Source organism: Candidatus Mycolicibacterium alkanivorans (assembly GCF_022760805.1).
GTDB lineage: Bacteria > Actinomycetota > Actinomycetes > Mycobacteriales > Mycobacteriaceae > Mycobacterium > Mycobacterium alkanivorans.
This window is the reverse complement of the sequence record NZ_JAIVFL010000001.1, coordinates 3,306,074-3,326,862: the sequence shown is the minus strand read 5'-3', so window position 1 is coordinate 3,326,862 and position 20,789 is coordinate 3,306,074. Positions and strand designations below refer to the sequence as shown.

Annotated in this window: 19 protein-coding genes; 14 read left to right on the top strand and 5 right to left on the bottom strand. The window is 63.7% G+C overall.

Annotation, left to right across the window (positions count from 1 at the left end; all coding sequences use genetic code 11):
* Positions 1-136 precede the first annotated feature (136 nt).
* Complete coding sequence (locus K9U37_RS16320; RefSeq protein WP_243073420.1) at positions 137-1,414, bottom strand: lipase family protein; 1,278 nt, start codon at positions 1,412-1,414, stop codon at positions 137-139.
* A gap of 704 nt (positions 1,415-2,118) precedes the next feature.
* Here K9U37_RS16320 and K9U37_RS16315 point away from each other — a divergent pair.
* From K9U37_RS16315 to K9U37_RS16265, 12 genes are all read left to right on the top strand, one after another.
* Complete coding sequence (locus K9U37_RS16315; protein WP_504871050.1) at positions 2,119-3,330, top strand: AfsR/SARP family transcriptional regulator; 1,212 nt, start codon at positions 2,119-2,121, stop codon at positions 3,328-3,330.
* Positions 3,331-3,451: 121 nt separating this feature from the next.
* Complete coding sequence (gene exaC, locus K9U37_RS16310) at positions 3,452-4,969, top strand: acetaldehyde dehydrogenase ExaC (protein ID WP_243072571.1); 1,518 nt, start codon at positions 3,452-3,454, stop codon at positions 4,967-4,969.
* Positions 4,969-5,346, top strand: a complete 378-nt coding sequence (locus tag K9U37_RS16305; RefSeq protein WP_243072570.1) for a DUF779 domain-containing protein — start codon at positions 4,969-4,971, stop codon at positions 5,344-5,346. Before exaC ends, K9U37_RS16305 begins: the two co-directional genes overlap by 1 nt.
* 71 nt (positions 5,347-5,417) lie before the next feature.
* Positions 5,418-7,013, top strand: a complete 1,596-nt coding sequence (locus K9U37_RS16300; protein WP_243072569.1) for a ferritin family protein — start codon at positions 5,418-5,420, stop codon at positions 7,011-7,013.
* A 122-nt stretch (positions 7,014-7,135) separates the two neighbouring features.
* Positions 7,136-8,335 (top strand): ferritin family protein, encoded by a 1,200-nt coding sequence (locus K9U37_RS16295; RefSeq protein ID WP_243072568.1) that lies wholly within the window; start codon positions 7,136-7,138, stop codon positions 8,333-8,335.
* A gap of 67 nt (positions 8,336-8,402) precedes the next feature.
* Complete coding sequence (locus tag K9U37_RS16290) at positions 8,403-8,909, top strand: MmoB/DmpM family protein (RefSeq protein WP_243072567.1); 507 nt, start codon at positions 8,403-8,405, stop codon at positions 8,907-8,909.
* Positions 8,910-8,962: 53 nt separating this feature from the next.
* Positions 8,963-9,205 carry a hypothetical protein gene (locus K9U37_RS20725; RefSeq protein ID WP_504871049.1) on the top strand — a complete coding sequence of 81 codons (243 nt, stop codon included), beginning with the start codon at positions 8,963-8,965 and terminating at the stop codon, positions 9,203-9,205.
* Complete coding sequence (locus tag K9U37_RS16285) at positions 9,171-10,238, top strand: 2Fe-2S iron-sulfur cluster binding domain-containing protein (RefSeq protein ID WP_243072566.1); 1,068 nt, start codon at positions 9,171-9,173, stop codon at positions 10,236-10,238. The genes K9U37_RS20725 and K9U37_RS16285 overlap by 35 nt, the downstream gene beginning before the upstream one ends.
* A complete protein-coding gene (locus K9U37_RS16280) occupies positions 10,231-10,794 on the top strand; it encodes a methane monooxygenase (RefSeq protein WP_243072565.1) in 564 nt (187 codons plus the stop codon). Before K9U37_RS16285 ends, K9U37_RS16280 begins: the two co-directional genes overlap by 8 nt.
* Before the next feature lie 403 nt (positions 10,795-11,197).
* Complete coding sequence (locus K9U37_RS16275; protein WP_243072564.1) at positions 11,198-12,346, top strand: iron-containing alcohol dehydrogenase; 1,149 nt, start codon at positions 11,198-11,200, stop codon at positions 12,344-12,346.
* 13 nt (positions 12,347-12,359) lie between these two features.
* Complete coding sequence (locus K9U37_RS16270) at positions 12,360-13,739, top strand: MadS family sensor histidine kinase (RefSeq protein WP_243072563.1); 1,380 nt, start codon at positions 12,360-12,362, stop codon at positions 13,737-13,739.
* Positions 13,736-14,395, top strand: coding sequence for a MadR family response regulator transcription factor (locus tag K9U37_RS16265; RefSeq protein ID WP_308197398.1), 660 nt, complete (start codon positions 13,736-13,738; stop codon positions 14,393-14,395). The genes K9U37_RS16270 and K9U37_RS16265 overlap by 4 nt, the downstream gene beginning before the upstream one ends.
* A gap of 33 nt (positions 14,396-14,428) precedes the next feature.
* Here K9U37_RS16265 and mftM read toward each other — a convergent pair whose 3' ends face one another.
* The 4 genes from mftM to mdo all read right to left on the bottom strand — a co-directional run bounded on the left by mftM (position 14,429) and on the right by mdo (position 19,495).
* Positions 14,429-15,361 carry a mycofactocin oligosaccharide methyltransferase MftM gene (gene mftM, locus K9U37_RS16260; RefSeq protein ID WP_243072562.1) on the bottom strand — a complete coding sequence of 311 codons (933 nt, stop codon included), beginning with the start codon at positions 15,359-15,361 and terminating at the stop codon, positions 14,429-14,431.
* A complete protein-coding gene (locus K9U37_RS16255) occupies positions 15,358-16,866 on the bottom strand; it encodes a VWA domain-containing protein (RefSeq protein WP_243072561.1) in 1,509 nt (502 codons plus the stop codon). Before K9U37_RS16255 ends, mftM begins: the two co-directional genes overlap by 4 nt.
* Positions 16,867-16,954: 88 nt before the next feature.
* A complete protein-coding gene (locus K9U37_RS16250) occupies positions 16,955-18,130 on the bottom strand; it encodes an AAA family ATPase (RefSeq protein ID WP_243072560.1) in 1,176 nt (391 codons plus the stop codon).
* 72 nt (positions 18,131-18,202) lie between these two features.
* Positions 18,203-19,495: an NDMA-dependent methanol dehydrogenase gene (gene mdo / locus K9U37_RS16245; RefSeq protein ID WP_243072559.1), complete on the bottom strand. Its 1,293-nt coding sequence runs from the start codon at positions 19,493-19,495 to the stop codon at positions 18,203-18,205.
* Between the two features lie 469 nt (positions 19,496-19,964).
* Between mdo and K9U37_RS16240 the strand changes: the two genes are divergently transcribed.
* Together K9U37_RS16240 and mftA are read left to right on the top strand one after the other, a co-directional pair.
* Complete coding sequence (locus K9U37_RS16240; protein WP_243072558.1) at positions 19,965-20,309, top strand: nuclear transport factor 2 family protein; 345 nt, start codon at positions 19,965-19,967, stop codon at positions 20,307-20,309.
* Positions 20,310-20,548: 239 nt separating this feature from the next.
* Complete coding sequence (gene mftA, locus K9U37_RS20250) at positions 20,549-20,671, top strand: mycofactocin precursor MftA (protein WP_243072557.1); 123 nt, start codon at positions 20,549-20,551, stop codon at positions 20,669-20,671.
* Positions 20,672-20,789 lie beyond the last annotated feature (118 nt).

Genomic DNA, 20,789 nt, shown 5'->3' with positions numbered 1-20,789 from the left:
GGCCGGCTCGCTCTGGTGCTCAGGGTCAGATGCCGTATCTGGTGACGTCGGGCGGTTCATGACTGACTAGGTGACCTGCGGCGGGGTGCGGGCGGGGGTCGGCCGACTCTTCGAGCCGACGCCAGCCCGCCCCCTATTAAGCAGTCGGAAGACCACCGCAATTCGGAGTGGTCGGTACTCCGTTGAACCGGTCGGTGACCCACTGCATGGAGCGCTCACCGTCGACGAAATAAGGCAGCAACGTGTTGATGCCCACCTTGTTCGCGAACGGCGGCTCCTCGTTGGTCCACAGCTCCACGTCGGCGCCCTTGGCACACCAGTCTCTGGCTAGGTCCGACGATGCTTGATAGGGGTTGAAAGCGTCGAATCTGTTGGCCGAGATATACACCGGTCCGGTGGGTTTGAGCGACCCGAGGTTCTGGGCAGCCAGGAGACTCTTGACTGGGTCGTTGCCGAACAGCGTTGCTGGCTCGACATTGAAATACCCGGTGTTGTCTGGAAAATAGAGATGTCGGAATCCGAAGTCGGCCACCGACTGCACCAGACAGATGTAGGACGACCACTGCACGAAGTGCAGACCACGAGGGGTCAGGGTGCTCAGCAGGAGGTCCTTCGTCTCCGGGTAAGCGTCAACGATGCCGTTGAGGACATATCCCACTGCCCCGACCAGCAGGCTGCCGTCACTGTAGGGCAGCAACAGCGATATATTGGCCAGCGGAGTGTTCAACGCGGCACCCACGATGTTGAGCTCGGGTGCGTAGGTGGCCGCCTGCTCCGCCGCCGACCCGGCCGCCTGGCCACCTGACAGCCAGCCCCAGAACGCCACCGGCCCGTGCGGATCCAGCGACGTCCCCGGCAGCTGCATGGCGGCACGCGCTGCGTCCAGGAGTCCGGTGCCAGCCGAGAGGCGGTTCGCGAACTCCGGGCCGCCCGGGATGTGCGTTCCCATCCCGACGCCATCGGCGACGACGATGGCGAAGCCGCGCGCGACCATCGTGGCCAGGAAGGTCTCCTCGTAGTTGAAGGTCAAGTCGAAGCCCTGGGAGAAGTGGATGCCCTGATCCATCAGTCGCGACGGCGCGCACTGCTCACCGATCCCGTACGGCCCCGGTGCGTAGGCGATCAAGGGCCGTGGGCCCTTGCCCGGCCACGGGTTGTCCGGCTCCAGGTACACCCCGGTGGCTGCCACCGGTTCTCCCTTGGCGTTGGTGGTGCGGTACATGATCCGCGTACCCGTCGCCACCCAGCTGCCGAGCTGACCCGAGGGCTCGTACACCAGCCTCATGGGCTCGGAGCGGATCAGATCGCCCGGCTTACCCGCAGGTAGCGGATCCGGTGGCGAGTAGAACTCCAAGTACTTGGTCTCGTCGGCCGACGCCGTCGGCACGTGAATGCCGTTCGGGACGACCAGCATGGTGGCCACCAGCGCGACCAGCAACAGGGTCAGCTGCACCCATCGCAGAACCGAAGTCCCGGCTCGCATGGTTCGGGGTAAACGTGGCAACGTGGTGCGCATGACAGGTCCTCGCTTCGTCGGAGACTGTTCAACTGGTGCCTGGGACCGGCTCGACCCACCCCTGGGGGAGCCGACGCGACCTCGTGACATGGCTGCGGACAGTAACAGAGCGGTCACCGTTCGGTGACAGGTTTCCGCCATCTCTCCGCCGTCGTTGACTGCGGTCGGCCGGCGCTTGCCGCGGTTGTTTGTGCTATTTTCACAAGGCGACTGAGCTCCTGTTGTGAACTCACGACAGGTCGCCGACGCTTCTACGCCAACAGACCTGATCACCGGACTAGGGGCGGCCTACCCGTCCGGCTAGTTCTCGGGTGACTGGGCCGCGCGATGCCGCCGCAATACCGACTACGTGGCAGGGGCCTTCGGCAACTCGGTGAGCGGCGGCTGCGAATCCAGGGTGGCGACGAGGTGGTTGCTTGCATGCGCCGCTGCTGCTTCATCGCACCCTCTTCTGCGGCGAAACCGCCGGTCACGAATCTGCGATGTTCGCCATCTGGACGCATCTGCCCAGGTAATTTCTCGACGACGCTGGTGACGAGTAGACTGTGGCGCAATTCACACTCTGTGATTGCAGCGGTGCGACCAGCGTCGGAGGAAGGGTGATGACGATGCAGCAAATGCGCACACAGCGGGGGGAACTGGAACACGCGTGGGAACGGTTTGTGAAGGGCGAGTCGCCGCCGCCCGGCGCGGATCTCCGACCTGAGGTGGTTGAGTCGTGGTCGCGGACACCGGTCGATCCCCGGAGTGAGAGCGCGCCGCTTCTCGCCGACATCGATATCTCGACGCGGTGGCGCGAGTCCCCGCTGCGCCAACCCGTCACGGAATTATCCGACGAGTTGGGGCGCATCGCCGATGACGCCGGATTCGTCGTCGCGGTGACCGACGAATCCGGGACCATCTTGTGGACCAGTGGTTGCCGAGCGATGCGGCATCGCGCTGAGGACATGAATTTCGTGCCCGGCGGGTGCTGGGCAGAAGACGCAATCGGCACCAACGCACTCGGTATGGCGTTGCGCACCGATCGGCCGTCGACGGTGTTCTCGGCCGAGCATCTGGTGGAGCGACTGCACGATTGGGTGTGCTACAGCGCGCCCATCCACGACCCGCGTGGACGCCAACTGGGAGTGATCGATCTGTCCAGCACCTGGCAGCGCGCTAACGCGTTGGGACTCACAACGGTTCGCATGCTGACGTCGGTCATCGAGACACGGCTGCACGATACCTGGAAGGGCGGCGACGACTGGGAGCCCCGGGTCGAACTGCGGTGCCTGGGCCGGCCGCAGGTGTTGGTCGGCGGGGTGCCGGCGCACGCGACGCCGCGGCAGCTCGATATCCTTGCGCTGCTCGCGTTACGCCCTGGCGGCTTCTTACCAGGCGAGCTCGCCGCCGAAATTTACGGCGACCGATGTGTGGCTCCTGCGACGCTGAAGAGCGAAGTGAGTCACGTGCGCCGCCTCCTGGACGGCGGATTGGCGGCCCGCACGTATGCCTTGCTTGAGCCGATCAGATGCGATGCGGTCGATGTGCTCGACGCGTTGTCACGCGGTGATGTCGTCGCGGCGGTGGAGCACTATCAAGGCCCGCTGCTGCCGCAGTCTGAGGCTCCTGGCATCGTCGCGTGGCGCGACCGACTAGAGGTCGCGATCCGCGATGCGGTTTTGGGCAGCCAGTCGCCAGAATCTGCCTTGGCTCTGGGGGCGGTCAACCAGTACGACTTCGAACTGCATGAGCACGCCTTACGGCTGCTCGCGCCGACGGATCATCGCCGGCACCTGGCGATAGGACGGCTTCGTGTCGCCGAAGCCGACTAGCGGCGCCTCGCCCCGCCGAGTTGACCAACCTTTAGCCAACCCTGGCGTGTAATACTGGTCACTACCGCGGCGTACTGTGAGGCCGCGCCCACTGTCACCGCCGTCGAGTGAGGAACTTTAGATGAGCTACGCAAGACCCGGTTCCGAGGGAAGTGTCGTCGACTTCGCCCCGCGTTATGAGAATTTCATCGGCGGTAAGTGGGTCCCGCCGGTGGAAGGCCGCTATTTCGACAATCCGTCGCCAGTTGACGGCCAGACGTTCTGCGAGGTGCCGCGCTCGTCGGCGGCCGACATTGACCTGGCACTTGACGCCGCGCACGCCGCGGCCGACAAGTGGGCCCGGACCTCGGCGACCGAGCGGGCCAACATCTTGAACAAGATTGCAGACCGTATCGAGGAGCATCTCGAGGAGCTCGCCGTCGCCGAGACCTGGGACAACGGCAAGGCGGTGCGTGAAACGCTGGCCGCCGATCTGCCCTTGACCGTCGACCACTTCCGCTATTTCGCCGGCGCCGCTCGCGCCCAGGAAGGCAGCATCGCCGAAATCGACGAGGACACGGTCGCTTACCACTTCCATGAACCGTTGGGTGTGGTGGGTCAGATCATCCCGTGGAACTTCCCGATTCTGATGGCCACGTGGAAGCTCGCGCCGGCCCTGGCGGCGGGTAACTGTGTGGTGCTTAAGCCGGCCGAACAGACCCCGGTCTCGATCCTGAAGGTGATCGAGGTCATCGCTGATCTGCTCCCGCCCGGTGTGCTCAACGTGGTCAACGGGTTCGGGGTAGAGGCCGGCAAGCCGCTGGCGTCCAGCCCGCGGGTGGCCAAGATGGCGTTCACCGGTGAGACCACCACCGGCCGGCTGATCATGCAGTACGCCAGCGAGAACATCATTCCGGTCACGTTGGAGCTTGGCGGGAAAAGTCCCAATATCTTCCTTCCCGATGTGATGGCCGCCGACGACGAGTTCCTCGACAAGGCCGTCGAAGGGTTCGTGATGTTCGCTCTCAACCAGGGCGAGGTGTGCACCTGCCCGTCGCGGGCCCTAATTCACTCGTCGATCTACGACGACTTCATCGCCCGCTGCATCGAGCGCACGAAGGCGATTGTCAGCGGCAGCCCGCTGGACAAGAACACCATGATCGGCGCGCAGGCCAGCAACGACCAATACGAGAAGATCCTGTCCTACGTCGACATCGGCAGGAAAGAAGGCGCCGAGGTGCTTGCGGGCGGCGGCCCGCGCAAGGTGGCTGAGCATCCGGACGGCTTCTACATCGAGCCGACGATCTTCAAGGGCACCAACGACATGCGGATCTTCCAAGAAGAGATCTTCGGCCCGGTCGTGTCGGTGACCACGTTCGACTCCACCGACGAGGCGCTCAAACTGGCCAACGACACTCTCTACGGCCTGGGTGCCGGTGTGTGGTCGCGCGACGGCAGCACCGCCTACCGGCTGGGCCGCGGAATCAAGGCCGGACGTGTGTGGACCAACTGCTATCACGCCTACCCCGCACACGCTGCATTCGGCGGATACAAGAAATCCGGCATCGGCCGGGAAAACCACAAGATGATGCTCGACCATTACCAGCAAACCAAGAACCTGCTGGTCAGCTACTCACCCAACAAGCTCGGCTTCTTCTGATGACAGCGTCGACTTCGCAGGTTGACATCACGCCGGCCGCCGATGCGGTGCTGCGTCGGCTCATCGACCAGCACGGGCCGCTGATGTTCCACCAGTCGGGCGGCTGCTGCGACGGCAGCGCCCCGATGTGCTACCCGCGTGGCGAATTCCGCACCGGCGCGTCGGACGTTCTGCTCGGCACCGTGGGCGAAGACACGCCGTTTTGGATGAGCGCCGACCAGTACGAGTACTGGAAGCACACCCACCTCACGGTGGATGTGGTCCCCGGGCGCGGTGGCGGATTTTCGCTGGAAGCCCCAGAGGGTGTGCGCTTCCTCATCCGATCAAGGCTCTTGACCGACGAGGAATCCGCACACATCCAGGTCAGTGCTGGCTGACACGGACAGATCCGATTCAAACAAACGACTACCTTATTCACCCTTATTCACCGGAGAAAGGAATCAACACCATGACATCGACACTCCCAGGAAGGGTGACCGGACGCGCGGACGCGCCCGTTGCCCACGTGAACGGCCAGGAGGTCCACTCGTGGCTGATGGACCTCGGATGGGAATCCGACGCGGCTGGCGGCAAATATCCGACGAAGTACACCTACGACCCGAAGGCTCGCGAGCAGTTCAAGCTGATCGTGCGCGATTACGGCCGGATGGAAGCCGAGAAGGACGACCGCCAGTACGGTAGCTTGCTGGACTCGCTGGCGCGGTTGAAGGCGCCGACCCGGGTGGAGCCGCGGTGGGCCGAGATGATGAAGCTGCTGGCCGGCGCTCTGGAAATCGGCGAGTTCAATGCGGTCAGCGGCTCGGCCATCCTGGCAGACGTCACGCGCTCGCCGGAACTGCGCAACGGCTACCTCAACCAGGTCGAGGACGAGGTGCGCCACACCACCCAAACCCATTACCTGCAGAAGTATTACGCCGGCCAGTACTACGACCCGGCCGGGTTCGTGGACATGCGCAAGTGGCGCTACATCAACCCGCTGTTCCCGCCCACGATGCAGGCGTTCGGTGAGACGTTCTGCACGGGTGATCCGGTGTTCACCTCGCTGAGCCTGCAGTTGGTGGCCGAAGCGTGCTTCACCAACCCGCTGATCGTGGCGATGACCGAGTGGAGCGCGGCCAACGGCGACGAGATCACCCCGACGATCTTCCTGTCGATTCAGTCCGACGAGATGCGGCACATGGCCAACGGGTACCAGACCATCGTGTCGGTGGCCCATGACGCGGACAACTTCAGGTACCTGCAGACCGACTTGGAGAACGCCTTCTGGATTCAGCACCGTTTCGCCACGCCGATCGTGGGGGCCGGATTCGAGTACGGTTCGACGGTCAAGGTGGAGCCGTGGGCTAAGGTGTGGGACCGCTGGGTCTACGAGGACTGGGGCGGCATCTGGTTGGGCCGGCTGGAGAAGTTCGGGGTGAAATCGCCGGCGAACCTCGCCGACGCGAAGCGCCAAGCGTACTGGGGTCATCATTACACCTTCGCAGTCGCCTACGCGGTGTGGCCGCTGATGGGATTCCGGATGGACCCGCCCAGCCAACGCGACATGGAGTGGTTCGAGAACAACTACCCTGGCTGGCATTCCGAGGTCGGCCACATGTGGGATTCGTGGCGCGAGCTGGGTCTGGACGACCCGGCCAACCACAAGCTGCCCGGGCAGCTGGTCAACGACGGGGGAGTGCCGATCTATTTCTGCCGGGTGTGCAACTTCCCGGTCATCATTCCCACGCTCCCTTCGGCGCTGGGGGATATTCGGATCCTCGAGTACAAGGGCCGCAAGCACGCACTGTGCGGGCAATGGTGCGAGCGGATGTTCCTCAAGGAGCCGGAGCGCTTCCAGGGCGACAACCTGTGGGAGAAGTTCGACGGCTGGAACATCGCCGACGTGGTGGCGGCCGCCGGGGCGGTGCGCAGCGACGGCAAGACGCTCAACGCCCAGCCGCACCTGAACAGCGAACGGATGTGGACGCTGGACGACCTGCGGGCGTGCAATGCGGTGATCCGCGACCCGCTCAAAAACGGCGGCGTGTGGCTAGAAACGGTGTAACCAGCGGTTGTGGGGGGCCGGCCCGATGTCACGGGCTGGCCCCTCAACCCGAACGCTCATGAAACAACCGCCCCAGTTTTGGGGTTGCGGATCGATCAATGACAGAACCTAGCGAGGACAAAATGACAATTTCCGAGGCAGATGTGCCGACCGCTGGCGCAACGACCATGCGGCGAACATTTCTGAACCCGGCGTACGACATCGAACGCGAGCCGTTGGAGACCCGGCGGACATCGCAGTGGTTCGCCAAGCCGTATCGCCGGCGGATTTCCGAATACGAGGCGCTGCTGTTGTACGCACAGGCGGCACCCGACTGGATTCCGGGCGCGCTGGGTATGGGCGCTTGGCAGGGCAAGTTCGCCGGTGGTCGCGGGGCGTGGGAGAACTACATCACCGAAGCCAAGTCGTCGGATTGGTTCGTGTTCCGCGACCCCAGCGGCCGGGGCCAGCCGACGTACGCGGCGCAGAAAGCCGAGGAGAACGCGGAACTTGGCCGGGTATTTGAGGCTTACGCGGAGAACGGCATGTACCGCGAATTAGACACCGAATGGGCTTTCGACGTATTGCCGGTCGTGTACGGGGCCTACGCGCACATCCTCTACGGAACCTTCGGGGCGCTTATCGGATCGCCGTCGCGCGACGTATTCACGGACGTGTTGCGGCAGGCGGTGATCACTGGCGCGATGGACGAGCTCGACGGCGCCGAGACGATCCAGGCCGAGAAAGTGCTGCTGTCCAAGAACGTCGAAGGGTTCTCGGCGGAGGTCACGCCTGCGCGTGAATTTTTCCTGTCCGATCCGACGTACCGGACCGCTCGCGCCACGGTGGAACGGTTGTGGGGACACGTGTACGACCCCATCGAAATCCTTTTCGCGACCTATATGGTGTTCAAGCCCTTGTTCGGCAGGTTCGCCGGCCAGCAGTTCTTCCACCGGGTCGCGCCGTGGCACGGCGATCACCTCACGCCGGCCGTGGTGTGGTCGACAATGACCGGCAGTGAAATCGACTCCAAGTGGGCGTTGGAATTGTTCGGCCACGCTCTGGGTCAGGATCCGAAATTCGGGGAGCACAACCACCGACTGATGCAGCTGTGGTGCCGCGACTGGACCGCCATGGCGGTCGAGGCGATGGCCGAGTTTGCGCCGCTTTTCGCCCGCACCGGCGTTCTGCGCGAGCGGGTCGACGCGGACGACGTCGAGAATTCCGCACGGATGGTGTTCGCCGACTGGACCCGGCGCTACACGCCGGCCTTCGGTTTGGAGGTCGACATCGACGACCTTGCGAAGACCGTTCGCGCTGGTTACACGAAGGGGATCGCGTAGTGATGCGGCGATCGATGCCGATTTGCCTGCCCGACATAACCAATCCGCAAGAACCCTGGAGGAAAGCATGACTTCGGACACCCAACACGGGTTGAAAAGGATCACCACCGCCCAGCGCGTGGCGGCGGAATTCGACCCGCAAGCCCTGCAAGAGAAGATGTTCGGTGCTGGCGCTGACAATGCGGTGGTGGAGAGCCGCCGAGTCGTTCTGTGCCTGATGAAAAGCGCAGAAATCGAGGCTGTGGTCGAAGAGCTCATGGAGGAATACGCCGACGACGACACGTTCGTCGTCGAAGACGCGGGTACCTTCTATCGGCTGGAAAACGAAGAGGGCTTCGAGATCGATCTGGACGTCATCGAGCCGCTGATCGGGCACCGCTACGACGTGTTCGATTTCATGGTCAACGTGACCACCACTGTCGGCCGGGCCTACAACGACGGCAACAAGTTCGTCATGACCACGAAATTGATGGGCCTGGAAGAAGCTCTTCCCACCTTCGCAGAATCAGAAAAGGCGCGCGGGCCCAGGGACGACGACTTGATGGATATGCGCGGCCCGGGATCGGAACGGTAGCAGGGACAGTGGCTCTGCTACAGTCCTCGCCACCACAACGGGCTGGAGCATTCATGGATGGCGTTAGTCGCGTAATTTTCGAAGATGACGAATATAGCGTCGTCGTCGAGGACACTGATCCCTATTGGCAGTGGTTTATCTTCCGGGGTGACGACGAGATTCAGAACGGGGTCTCCTTGACCGAGAGGTCGGCTTGCGACGCGGGCAAGAAAGTACTGCTGTATCTGCAGGGACGCGTACAGCGCGAGGTGTCGGATCGGGATGATTCGGCTGGAGAGAGACGAAATGACCTATAGCGTAAAACTATTCTTCGAAGACGGTCATGAGGCCGCGATCACGTGTGAGCCCGACGAGGACGTGATCACCGCTGCACTGCGGCAAGGTCTCATCTTGATGAGCGAGTGCCGCGAGGGGGCTTGCTCGACCTGCAAGTGCTTCTTGGCCGACGGCGAATACACCGAACTCCTGCCCTTTTCGGTGTACGCGCTGTCGCCCAGCGAACAGGAGGAAGGTTACGTGCTGGCGTGCCGGCTGCGTCCGTCCTCTGATGCGGAGATCGAATTCGACTACCCGTTCTCGATGGTTCAGCAATATGAGGAAACCGAACGGCGAGGTAGCCTCGACCAGATCGAGATGGTGTCGGACACCGTGGCCCGTGTTGTCGTGCGGACGATGGCGGCACAAGACCCGATGCAGTACCTGCCCGGTCAATTCGTGCGGATCGCGCTGAGCAACGGTGTCAGCCGGGACTTTTCGATGGCCAACGTGTCCGACGATTCCAGGCGGCTGGAATTTTTCATCAGAGTGTATCCGGATGGCGAGTTCTCCAGCTACATCGCGCGCTCCGCGAGTTCCGGCGAGGGGGTCACGCTGTATGGCCCGCGGGGAAAATTCATACTTCGCGACCACGACCGCACTCCGGTGTTTATCGCCGGCGGCACGGGGTTGGCGCCGGTGCTGGCCATGCTGCGTCGACTCGCCGCGGACCGGCCCGCCCAGCCATCGGTGTTGATTTTCGGTAACACCAACGTCGGAGATGTGTTCGGCGCGGACGAACTCAAAGTGTTGACCGAGCAGATGCCCAACCTCCAGGTGGTGTCCGGTGTCATCAACCCGGACGATTCGTGGACCGGCGAAGTCGGCACGGTGACCGAGATCGCTCAAAAGTATATTTCGGGAGTCGACAGCTCGCAGTTCGAGTACTACTACTGCGGCCCGCCGAAAATGATCGAAGCAACGACCCAAATGCTCGAATCCGCGGGAGTAGCTCGCGATTTGCGCCACCACGAAGATTTCGTACCGAGCAGAATGGAGAATGACAATGGCTGACGAACAACGCACGGCGCGGCGGCGCTCCCGGGAACGGGAAACGACCACGGCCGGGGCCGAATGGCGGTTGGAGCCCTCACCCTGGGGCGATACGGCTCTACGGGCGGAGTGGGCGGCGCGAGCCGATGCGCTGACGACTCTCGACGAGGCGGTGGCGGCGCTGATGAAATATCGGACCGACCACTGGGGGCTCGAAGACCAGAACACGCTCTGGATCGAGGCGCGGCTGGAAGAGCGAGTGGCGGTGCTGCGACTGGAGTCGGCGTCCGACGAAGATTTCCGCAACCGGACCCTGACCGGGGAGGACGCGCGGGAAATCTGTGCGAGCGTCGCCGAGCGCTCCACCGCCGCAGGTGACGATTACAAGGAAATCGAGCGGATCAACGACGAGTTCCGGTCACGCTACAAGCCGCCGATCATGGCGACCAACCTATTTGTACCGGCGGAAATCGACCTCTGCGAGAAGTTGATGAAAACGCGGATGCTCGACTGGTATGGCAAGTCGATGGAAGAACTGCGCGCCGATAGGGGGGTCGTCGTCCACGCGGCACCCTGAGGAAACTGACCGGGGGTACCCGATTCGGAGGTGCGTCGGATCATCGACCGCATAGCGTGTGGAGAGTGACGGGCGGACCAAAGTGCGAGACGATGACCGGTGATGGCGCGCTGCGGATTTCGCAGCCGCCGCATCGGTTTTCGGAGGCCGTAATCAATCATCATGCTGGCTGCGTTGTGGCTGCATGCAGGCAATGCTGCGTGATCGAGTCTCCGTCGTCGGCTGGGCGCAGTGTGCCGGTCGGTTGTTTGGCGACCAGCGGTAGTACTGCCGTGATGGCGTGCCGTCGCGGTGAAGGCTAGGGTGCGCGATGGCTGTCGGGTCTGTGACTGCGGCGCTTGCTGTTAGCGGAGAGCTTGCCGAAGAGGGGACGAACCGCCGTTGGCGCGGTCGCGGATCTGGCGTGTCGCTGACGAAATTTCAGGTGCCTGATGTCGTCTTCGGTGTCGGCGCGCTAGCAGAACTCGGGGGCTGCGTCCACCGACTCGGCGGGCGCCGACCGTTCGTTGTCACCGATCCCGGCCTGGTGGAGGCTGGCTGGGCAGCGGCTGCGTTAAAGGTCCTGCGCGACAACGGGTTATCGCCGCTGCAGTGGACGGGTGTGACGCCCAATCCGAAAGACCACGAGATCGAAGCCGCTTTCGAACACTACGCGTCGGCGGGCGGCGATGTCATCGTCGCGCTTGGCGGCGGTTCGTGCATCGACGCCGCGAAGGGCGTCGCAATCTTGTCGGGCAACGGCGGAACCATCCTGGACTACGTCGGCGTGGACCGGGTGATGCAGCCCATCCCGCCGTTGGTGATGGTGCCGTCCACGTCGGGGACGGGCGCGGACGTTTCGCAGTTTGCTGTGGTTACCGACACGCGGCACCGCACCAAGCTGACGATCATCAGCCGTACTCTCGTTCCCGAGATCTCGGTGATCGATCCTGAGTTGCTGACCACAATGCCCGAGTGGCTCAATGCGGCGACTGGTCTTGACGCATTGACGCATGCGATCGAGGCGTTCGTCTCGCGTGCGCACAACCGCTTGACCGATCAGCTCGCGTTGCACGCTGCTCACCTGGTGAGTACCCACCTGCCCGCCGCCGCCTTTTATCCGACCGATCTCGACGCCCGGGTTGGGATGGCGCAGGGTGCGCTGGAAGCTGGGATGGCGTTCTCGAACGCAATTTTGGGCGCGACGCACGCAATGAGCCATCAAGTCGGTGGGCTGCTCGACGTGCCGCACGGGGTCGTCAATGCGGTGCTGTTGCCTCATGTCATTCGGTTTAACGCGGAAACCTGTCCCGACCGCTACGCCGCGCTGGCCTCGGCCACGGGAGTCGGTGCAGAGGGCCAGCCGGCGATCGAGCGGGCACAGGGGTTAGCAGAGCGGGTTCGCCAGCTCGCGGACACAGTCGGCGTGCCCGCCGGTCTGAAGGCGCTTGGTGTCAGCGATGAGGTGATTCCGCGGCTGGCCAAGACCACACTCGACGATGCGTGTCTAGGTACCAACCCGCGCGCCATCACCCAGGTCGATATCGAGTCACTGTTTCGGCAGGCGATGTAGTGGGGGGACGAACATGACGATTGCGGCCGCGGCGCACGCGGAATTGGAAGCGACATCGCTGGACGAGCTCACGGGCATCCGCTCAGGTAAGCGCTCGTACTATCCGGCGTATGTCCGCAGCAACGAGCGGCTGCACGACACCGTGCGCGCGCTCGATCGGATCTCCGCCGCGGTCGTGCGCACCCATGAAGGGCCGCGGACGCTCGTGGAAGCGGTACTGCAGGCCGCCGCTGATCATCTGCAGGCGGACTGGGTGATGTTCGCGCTGGCCGACGAGGCGATGCCCGCGGCGCGGCCCCGCTTCCTGATGCTCGGCGGCGCCGGATGGGTTGAGCACGAAGCAGAGCTGCCGCCCGAGGCTCGGGCCGAATTGAGGCTTCTGCAGAACAGGCCCGGGGACGCGGGCGGCTGCCGCGCCCCGGGTCGCGTGGTCCGCGTGTCGATGACGCTCGAAGGCGAACCGATCGGGGGCTTGGCGGCGCTGCCCTCCGACGAGGTCGACATTGCCGACACCGATGTGTCGATCTTGCATGTGCTCGCCAACCAGGCGGCGGTCGCGCTGCACAACTCGTCTCTGTTTCACACCGCTACCCTGTTGAAGGGCCGCACGCAGCAACTCACCGTGGAAGCTGATCGGCAGGCGGCAAATCTTCGCACCCGAAGCACCGAACTGCAGGAGGCGCAACGCAATCTGGTCGGGCTACTCAATCACCAAGCCCTCGATGAGGAGCGTCACCGCATCGCTCGTGAACTTCACGACAGCGTCACCCAGGACGTCTGGAGTGCCGGCATGGCGATCGAACTATGTCGCACCGACCTCGCTGAAATCGACGGTGTCCCCGCTCCGCTCATCGAGCGGCTCACGGCGGCGAAAGACCTCACCCGGCACGCGGTTGAACGTTTGAGGGTGGCCATCTATGCCCTCAATACCGACCCGGGCGAGGAACCGGCGTCCTTGCCGGCACTGCTGGGCCGCTTGTCGACCGTTCACCTGCCCTCCGATCTTCGGATTTCGGTGTCGGTGCGCGGCGAGCCCCGCCAGCTCGACGGCGAGTTGGAACGCGCGTTACTGAGGATTGCCGGCGAGGCGCTGTTCAACACGGCCCGCCACAGCGACGCCACGCAAGCCGCCATCCGGTTGCGCTACGGCGCGGACTCCGTGTCGTTGACAGTTTCTGACGACGGCGACGGAAAGCCCGCCTGCTTGAGAAAGTTACTGCGGTTGTCGCAGGCCGCCGATCTCGGGGGCCAGCACCGCGGACTGGTCAACATGGCCGCGCGGGCGCGAGAGTTCGGTGGGTCGCTCTCGATCGGGAGTTCGCCGATGGGCGGGATCAAGCTGCGGGTCGTCGTCCCGCTGGGTGGCACCGATCCGTCAGTGCCGGCCCAGTGATCAGCGCCTCGTACGAAGACGGCGCTCCGACACGGATAGTTCTCGTCGATGATCACGCGGTCGTGCGAGCGGGCTTGCGCTCGATTCTTGAGCGCGAGCCCGATTTGTCCGTGGTCGGGGAGGCCGCCTCGGCCGGTGAGGCGCTCGCAGTCGTCGACGAAACGAGGCCGGACATCGTCGTCTTGGATCTGAAGCTCTCGACCGGCTCCGACACGGAGGGCCTGGAGGTGTGTGAGAAGTTGACGACGCGCTACCCCGAGGTCGGTGTGCTGGTGTTGACCTCGATCATCGACGACGCGGTCGTTGTCGAGGCGATCCACCGCGGCGCTCGCGGCTACGTCATCAAAGATGTTGACACGACTGCGCTGATCGAGTCCGTTCGCGCTGCGGCGCGCAGTGATGGTGTGCTTGATCCACGGTCGGCGGGCGCAGTCATGCGCTCAATGCGCTCGAAGGTGTCCGAGCCTGCGCTGACCGAGCGGGAGCAGCGCGTGCTCGACCTGATGGCCCAAGGTTTGACGAACGGGCAGATCGCAACTCAGTTGTTCGTCTCCGTCGCGACCGTGAAGTTTCACGTTCGCAATATCTTGACCAAGCTCCATGCATCGAGCCGGGCGGAGGCGGCGTATCTGGCGAGTAAGCGGGGACTGATCTAATGACCTTGGCGCAGTTGGTCGATCCGGCCACGGCTACGTCGGATCGAGGATGAGCCATCCACCGTGGTGTTCGTCCACGGTGAACCCGGTGCCCGCAGCGCGCCCGAGTTCGGCCAACGTGGACAAGTCGAAGGTGCGGACGTGACCGAATTCCATCGTCGGCACCGTTTCCAGCGGGACTGCGACGATCACCTGTCGGGACGCCAGGCGCAGCGCTTCGCGAACGACGGCCAAACCGTGAGCGGGCTCCAGGTGCTCGATCAAGTGCACGACGGAGACGAAATCGGCGGCGTCATCAGGCAATGGGACGCGCGCAGCATCGCAGACGACGGTCTCGACGCGCTGACGCCAGGCCGACGCGACCGTCGCTAGCAGGCTCATGGTGGGCGGCGAAATGTCGGTCGCTGTCACCGCATAGCGGCCGGTCTGCGCCATCAGTAGCGGCAAAAACCCGAAGCACGACCCCAGATCCAGAACACGCCCCGAAGGCACCAGCTCGAGCACGCGGTCATACACCGGCGCCATCCCGACCGTGGTCGTGCACGGCAGGCCGGTGTCTGCGGGCGCGGTCCGCGCCTCCTGCAGGGCCCGCAGGGTATTTCGGTAAAACACCAGCCATGCTTCGATCGGGTCGTCGACGGTAGTGCGCACCAGTCCGGTGAAGACGCTCTCGAACGCTTGGTTCCCGTGCAGCCAGCCGGGGGTAAATAGCTCGTCCACCAACAGCGAAGTGACGTCGTTGTTCAACTCGTGCGGCTGCAGATCATGAATCACCTGCAGCCGGTCGGCGCTGCGGTGCAACGCGAAATGTGCGGTCGCCACCACGAGCGGGCCTTCGGGAGCCGGGCAGGCGGACCGATGCGTGACGAGGACGTGCGCGTCTTCGTAGGACCGCGGCGGAAACGTCCGGAACGGATCGACGGGTGTGGGCTGCAGGCCTCCCGCCACGACGCTGGTATCGGTCATCTCACGCCTTCACGGTTCGCGATGGCGAATGCCGCTCGTTCGAGCCCGGACAAGTCGCGCACGACCTCGACTCGACTGCACAGCTGCGCATAGGCCGGTAGATCGCACCCACCGAGCTTCCAGGAGTAGCGCGGTTCGGGGGTGAGCCAGACGACTTCTCGGGCCCTGCGGGCGATGGTCTCGAAGGCGCCCAGGTTGGCATCGTTGCCATTCCCCCGGCCGTCGCCGAGCACCAGAACCGTCGTTCGTCGCGTTACGGCCGCCAGATGCTCGGCCACGAACTCGCCGAACGCCAATCCATAGTCGGAGTTGGCATCCACATCGAGCACTTCGCCGCCGAAGAGCCGACTCAATGCGTCATCGGCGGTGTAATCGGTGAACAAGTCTGTCACCTCGACCATATCGGCGACGAACGCAAACGACCTCACCTGAGAGAACAGATGCTGCAAGCCGTGCACGAGGTGCAGAGTGAATCGGGCCGTTGCGCGCACCGACAGGCTGACATCGGCCAACACGACCAGTCGTGGTCTGTCTTCGGTGCGACGTACCATCACCGGCGCGAACGGGATGCCGTCGTAGCGCATGTTGCGGCGCATGGTGCGGCACGGATCGATCCGCCCGCGGCCGATTGACAGTCGGCTCGTCAGCGCTCCGTGGAAGGTGCGCGTCACGCGGCGTAACGACTCCTCAAGTTCCGCGCGCTCGGCTTCGCTGAGGGTTTCGGCAGCCGTATGACGCTGCTGGGCGCCTTCGATGATGCGCTGCTCGAGGGCCATCAGGGCCTCCAGGTGCCGCTTGATCGCCTCCGGCAGATTGACCAGCGCACCGGCGAGGCGACGCTGTGTCGTCGTTTCGTCGTCGCCGGCTTCGTCGTCGATCGCGTTGAGCCAGGCCAACAGCACTTCCTGCTGGGCGACGGTGAGGTCGGCGTCGACCTTGGTGCCCTGCGCGCGGGAGAGCCGTCCTGGTGCCCCCGCGCCATGCAAGTGGTCTGTCTCCAACTGGACCTGCTGCAATCCGCTCGCCGAGGGGTCGTTGTTCTTGGCGAACACGAGTTCGTCAGTTAAGGCTGCCAAGTCGATCTTGTTGGCTTCCTGGTGCAGGTTGAACTGCTGGGCAAGGTCGTCGGGGTCGAAGTAGTCGCGAATGTCGGCCGGCGGGCCGTGCTCATGGGTCTGCTGCGGGTTTTCGCTGGGCCGATCCGACATTGTGAACGACTCCAGCTGGCCGCTGTCGACGAGGTCGTCATGGCTGTGGCTGTGGCCGTGGTCGTCGTCGGAACCTACCCGGATCAGCGAGAAGAACGCGTCGAACACCGCCTCGAAGGCGGCTAGGTCGCGGCGATCCTTCACCAGTGCCACCCGCAGCCCGCAGCGCAGCGTTTCGCGATCGCCCAACATGCCGGGCTGGGTGGCGCAGCGCATCGCGTCCAAGGCTTCTGAAACAGAGATCCGCAGGCCGGACAGTCGAAGTAACCGAACGAAGCGGTGAATCGCGGCTTCCATGGCGGGTCAACCTTGCGGGGGGCCCGAGGTGTCGGAGGCGATGCGGCCTGCCTCGACGGGCCTGGACCGCGGGCGAGTAAGCATGCGGCTAGAACTTTCGGCGGCGGGCGAAGGACCGGCTTGCTTGGGCGGCACTGACTTCGGCGCCCGATGCGCGACCCGACGGCCCGGCGGGCGGCGTGCTCGGCGTTCCGTAGTACCCGTCGTCGAACCGGCCGAGTTGGTCCTTGGCGGCCCGGACCCGCTTACCCCCCGCCACGTCGTCATCGTGGCTGTGGTCATGATGGTCGTGATGGTCGTGGTTATGCGGCTCAGCCATTTCGGGAACCGCAGCGTTGGGATCGACCAAGCGGGGCAGCACCTGCAGCGCTCTATGGACGTCCTTTTCATACTTGGCGACCACCGAGATCGTCGCCGCCAATGTCTGCGCTGTCAGTTCCTCGGCCCCGAGCACCGCCAGTGTGCGGGCCCAGTCGATCGTCTCCGAGATGGACGGCGCTTTCCGCAGCTCCAAACCGCGAAGGCCGCGGACGATGTCGACCAGCTGCGCCGACAATGCGTCAGGCAAACCGGTGTTCTTACTCTTGACAATCTGCAGTTCGCGCTCGGCCGAGGGGTAGTCGAGAAACAGATGCAGGCAGCGCCGTTTGAGCGCCGCCGCGAGGTCACGGGTGTTGTTCGACGTCAACACAACATACGGCGGCTGGGCTGCGACGAAGGTGCCGATCTCGGGTACCGAGACCTGATACTCGCCGAGCATTTCGAGCAGCACCGCCTCCAAGGCTTCGTCGGCCCGGTCCACCTCGTCGATCAGCAGAACGACCGGTTGCTCTGAGCGGATTGCCTCCAACAACGGGCGCGGCGCCAAGAACCGCTCGGAGAAGAACACGCTTTCTTGAGCTCCGATACGCTCGACCGCTTCTTCGAGATTGTCAGCGTCGGCGATGACCTGACCGATCTTCTCCCGCAAAATCTGGGTGTAGAGGAGCTGCTTGCCGTAGTCCCACTCGTAGAGCGCCTTCGTTTCGTCCTGGCCCTCGTAGCACTGCAGCCGAAGCAGGCGTCGTCCGGTCGCCAGGGCAAGCGCCTTGGCCAACTCGGTCTTGCCGACGCCCGCAGGACCCTCGAGCAGCACCGGCTTGTCCAGACGGGTGACGAGGAAGACCGTCGTGGCTAGGGTGCGATCGGCGATGTATCCGTATTCCGCCAGAGCTTCGACGACGTCGTCGACAGAGCAAAACGGGTCTGCGCCCACGGCTTTCACCCTAGGTCCTTTCTGAGTGATGATCAGTTGGCCGGGGTGCCGCCCGTGTGGATTGGCACCCCGGCCAGCCGGTCAACTGAGCAAATCGTCCAGGTCGCCGTTGAGGCAGTGTTCGACGACCGGCCTGACCGTCTCGAAAGTGCACTCCTTCGGGTTTCCGGGCGTGCACGCGTCTCCGAGGACGTGGTTGGTGAGGTTGTCGATGTCGTCCTTGTCGCCCTTGATGACCTTGTGCTTCTCGTAGAACTTCGTCGGTCCCATACCCAGGCGGTTCTTGATGTAGCTGTCCTGCTTGACGTCGGTGAACTTCTCCGGGATGCCGACGTCGCGCAGCAACCGCACGGCGGCGGCGAGCGCTTGGTCAGCGGCCTGCACGTCTGTCAAGCCGGTCGTGTCGACCCCCATCGCGACGGCGATCTCGGCGAACCGCTTGTACATCACGGGCATGTTGAACGCCCACACCCGAGGCAGCGCGATCGCATTGTTGAGCCCGTGGTGGGTGTCGTAGTAGGCGCTCACCGCGTGCGAGATCGAGTGAATGATGCCCAGACCGCCAGAGTTGAACGCCTGGGCTGCGATGTACTGCGCGTACATCATGCCCTGACGCCCAGGGAGGTCCTGACCGTTCCAGGTCGCCTCACGCAGGTTTTCCGCGGTGAGCTTGATCGCGTAGAGGGCATTGCCCAGCGACGGCGGGAAGTTGAGCCGCGAGACGTAGGGCTCGGACGCATGTGCCAAGACGTCGAAGCCGCACTGAGCGGTGAAGGCGACCGGGCAGTCGTAATAGAGGACCGGGTCGTCGATCGCCAGCGTGGCCACAGCGGCGTCATCGAATGCGACGTATTTGTGCGGTTTGTCGGGGTCGGTCGTGGTGTCGGTGATGACGTAGGCCCACGACGTCTCCGAACCCGTACCGGCGGTCGTCGACACAGCGATGTGGGGAGGATTTTTCGGGTTCTCGGACTGGTTGAATCCTTCGAACTCGTTGACATTGCGACCGTCATGCGCCACCGAAATGCGAGCGCCCTTACAAGCATCATGCGACGAGCCGCCGCCGATCGAAATGAAGCTATCGCACTTGTGTTTCTGGTACAGAGCGACCGAATCCATCACGTTGTAGTCTTTGGGATTCGACTCGACCTGGTCGTAGACGACGACTTCGAGCCCGTGGTACTTCAGCGACTCCACAATCTTGTGGACGGTGTCGGATCCGCGCAGGCCGGTCGTCATCACGAGGGGCTTCTTAAAGCCGAGCTTAATGGCTTCGGGTCCGATCAGCTCGTGCGCTCCCGGCCCGAGCATGGCTCGAGGAAACGGGTGGAATTCTTTAATCGGGAATGGTTTGAGTAGTTCCTCGACTTGCATTGTCTGATGGACCTTTCTGTGCGACACGAATGCCGACGAGACGCCTTCGGTTGAAGTCGCCGCCGTTGACCTGACGCGACCTCGTCGAGCCCGAATCGACCGGGTCGACACCGTTGCGCCTGGCGGTTCTGAGCCTATAGGCGGCCGATGCCGCCGGGGAAGGTCTCGCGGTCAATCCCCTTCTCCCGAGCAGCGAACGCAGCCCGTCGGACGGGTCGCGACCTGGCCACCTGACTAGGTCGGTTTCGGTCCTTCGGATGGCGATCACAGGTTCGGGCCCGCGTTGAGCCTGGGTCATAGGGCAGCTCGACGGTGAATCGGCCGTTGCGGATTCTCGACAAGATCGGCTCGTTGGCCGACGATGTCGTGAGCGTGCAGATCGCCCCGATGACGGGCGCTGGAGTTTCTCGGGGAGGGGGGAGGTCGTCGGGCCGGGTTTCCGAGGGGTTGCCTGGAGGCAGACGCCGTTTTGTTCAGTGCCCGAACATATTTCGTCCACCATGCCCAAGCTCTCGGCGCGGGCGATCTCGATGAGATCGTCAGCGACTACGCTCAGGACGCGGTTTTCATCACACCGAGCGGAGTTCTCAGGGGGAAGGAGGGTGTGCGTGCGGCGTTCACCAAACTCCTCGGCGATGTCGGGGACGCGGAATGGACGTTGAAAACGCAGATCTTCGAGGGTGACGTGCTCTTCCTCGAGTGGTCCGCCGAATCGGAGTCGACGCGCGTAGAGGACGGCATCGATACCTTCGTCTTCAGCGACGGATTGATCCGTACTCAAACCGTCCGATACACGGTCGGCGTCAGGGGATAACGCTGCATCTGATCGCACCTGTTGAACCGGACCTCGTGGCCGCACCGGTGCGCGCCGAAAGGCGTGCGTCGTCTCGGTGCTCCATCGGTTGAAGCTTGTCGGACAGGATCCTGACCTACCCATCTGACTAGGTGCGTTTCGATCCTTTCGCATGGCAGTTGCGCCCGCTTACCGCGCGTAATGTTCTCGCTCGTAACAAGGTGGCAGCGATCGGCCGTTGCCCTCGGAAAGGAGTCGATGTGCCCGAAGACACCAGTGCACCGCAGACGCGACAAGACCCGCCGGACGGCGAGGAACAGCTGGTTTCCAGTGCCAGTCTGGTGGAAGAGGTTTCCATCGACGGTATGTGCGGCGTCTACTGACCGTCGAGAAGTCGCAGATCAATCCATCTGAAATGCCTTTGGGTCGTCAGCCCGGACTGTGACTTATGGACGAGAACGCCGACAGATGCAATCAATTCCTTTCCGCGCCAACGGTTTC

Excerpts from the sequence above, each read along its gene's own strand:
- K9U37_RS16315 (WP_504871050.1), top strand. The coding sequence starts at position 2,119 with ATGACGATGCAGCAAATGCGCACACAGCGGGGGGAACTGGAACACGCG.
- K9U37_RS16290 (WP_243072567.1), top strand. The coding sequence starts at position 8,403 with ATGACTTCGGACACCCAACACGGGTTGAAAAGGATCACCACCGCCCAG.
- mftM (WP_243072562.1), bottom strand. The coding sequence starts at position 15,361 with ATGACCGATACCAGCGTCGTGGCGGGAGGCCTGCAGCCCACACCCGTC.
- mdo (WP_243072559.1), bottom strand. The coding sequence starts at position 19,495 with ATGCAAGTCGAGGAACTACTCAAACCATTCCCGATTAAAGAATTCCAC.
- K9U37_RS16320 (WP_243073420.1), bottom strand. The coding sequence starts at position 1,414 with ATGCTGGTCGTCCCGAACGGCATTCACGTGCCGACGGCGTCGGCCGAC.
- K9U37_RS16280 (WP_243072565.1), top strand. The coding sequence starts at position 10,231 with ATGGCTGACGAACAACGCACGGCGCGGCGGCGCTCCCGGGAACGGGAA.
- K9U37_RS16270 (WP_243072563.1), top strand. The coding sequence starts at position 12,360 with ATGACGATTGCGGCCGCGGCGCACGCGGAATTGGAAGCGACATCGCTG.
- K9U37_RS16300 (WP_243072569.1), top strand. The coding sequence starts at position 5,418 with ATGACATCGACACTCCCAGGAAGGGTGACCGGACGCGCGGACGCGCCC.
- K9U37_RS16295 (WP_243072568.1), top strand. The coding sequence starts at position 7,136 with ATGACAATTTCCGAGGCAGATGTGCCGACCGCTGGCGCAACGACCATG.
- K9U37_RS16305 (WP_243072570.1), top strand. The coding sequence starts at position 4,969 with ATGACAGCGTCGACTTCGCAGGTTGACATCACGCCGGCCGCCGATGCG.
- exaC (WP_243072571.1), top strand. The coding sequence starts at position 3,452 with ATGAGCTACGCAAGACCCGGTTCCGAGGGAAGTGTCGTCGACTTCGCC.
- K9U37_RS16255 (WP_243072561.1), bottom strand. The coding sequence starts at position 16,866 with ATGGAAGCCGCGATTCACCGCTTCGTTCGGTTACTTCGACTGTCCGGC.
- K9U37_RS20725 (WP_504871049.1), top strand. The coding sequence starts at position 8,963 with ATGGATGGCGTTAGTCGCGTAATTTTCGAAGATGACGAATATAGCGTC.
- K9U37_RS16285 (WP_243072566.1), top strand. The coding sequence starts at position 9,171 with ATGATTCGGCTGGAGAGAGACGAAATGACCTATAGCGTAAAACTATTC.